At 52.0% G+C, this 1,160-nt stretch carries 1 protein-coding gene and 1 pseudogene; both read left to right on the top strand.

Annotated elements, in window-relative coordinates:
- Window positions 1-818: T6SS immunity protein Tli4 family protein (locus XBLMG947_RS22310; protein ID WP_083993322.1), on the top strand; the 818-nt coding region annotated here is incomplete at its 5' end.
- 58 nt (window positions 819-876) lie between these two features.
- Window positions 877-1,160, top strand: a pseudogene (locus XBLMG947_RS20775) (hypothetical protein); the annotation flags it as partial.

Here is a 1,160-nt window from a genome sequence, read left to right as displayed (position 1 = left end):
GGGGATACGTCGAGGCACGCAAGCAATTCCTGCAGTCACAGAAGCACGATACCGAGCCGAGCCTGCTGAGTCTTTACGAGAAAGTGGGGGATAACGCCGCCATCCTGCTGAATCGGCAGGAGCCTTCGAACGACGTGGTTTACTATCTTGAGCGTTATGTATGGCTCGGAGACCGTGGCTATTTCTTCAAGGGATTGGGCGAGGGGGATGAGATAAAAGCCAAGCTTGAGGGATATAAGAAGATACTTGGCCGCCTGGTGCCGCATGATGGCTTGGGGCGTCCTGTGACGAACGGATATTGTATTGATGGGGCAACGATTACTGGTGTGATCCCAGATATATCAACAAGCATAACAGTTAATCCCGTTAGGTTTTCAGGTGCTAGCTTTTATGTGGCTACGGCAGAGGCAGTAGACGCTGCTAAGCAGGAGGATACTCCTGGCGCCGATCCACGATCGGTAAGTGGATTCGGAAGTCTTGAGATTGAAGAGGAGAAATTCCGAGCGCAGCGGCGCGATAGCTCAGATGACTCTCCAGATAAACCGGAGCATTTTGATATAGTTCGCAAAAAGACGCGTGTGGTTGCTGGGCGTCAAGGTGAGGAGGTCGGCTGGCGCATCACATACGCTAATGGTGCGATGACCTATGATTTTCTATGGATCAACGCGGATAAAAAACCAAGTACGCCAAATAATCCCAGCCTAACCTTCCAGTTCTATGCTGGCGATCCAGAGGCCCCAGGGAGGAAATTGCCCTCGGAACAGCAGATGTTTGCCCTTTGGGATGCCACGCTGGAGTCGGTTAAACCACGTTACTAGTTATGTTCACATTGCACGTTCTATAGGAATAGGGAATAGGGTTAAAGGTAGGATCATGATGACCAATGAGAACGGGACAGACGCATCGACGCCGAATGGCGGTGATGAAGCGAATGCTTCGGAAGAGCGTGTGGCAACGCGTTATGTGGATGCGCAGGGACACACCGTCTTCGCCTGGAACCTGACGTCCAGCAAGCTGACCGATCCGGTCAAGCTGTACATTCCATCCCATAGGATAGTCCCCATTGTCTTCGTGCCAGGGATCATGGGCAGTAATCTGAAGGCGTCGCGCACCGTGGAGCAGGTGACGATAGTCAGAGGGATAAAAGTAAAGAAGACCCT

Origin of the sequence: Xanthomonas bromi, assembly GCF_900092025.1 — a bacterium.
In the GTDB taxonomy this organism is placed as follows: Bacteria; Pseudomonadota; Gammaproteobacteria; order Xanthomonadales; family Xanthomonadaceae; genus Xanthomonas; species Xanthomonas bromi.
This window is presented reverse-complemented; position numbering and strand designations above follow the sequence as displayed.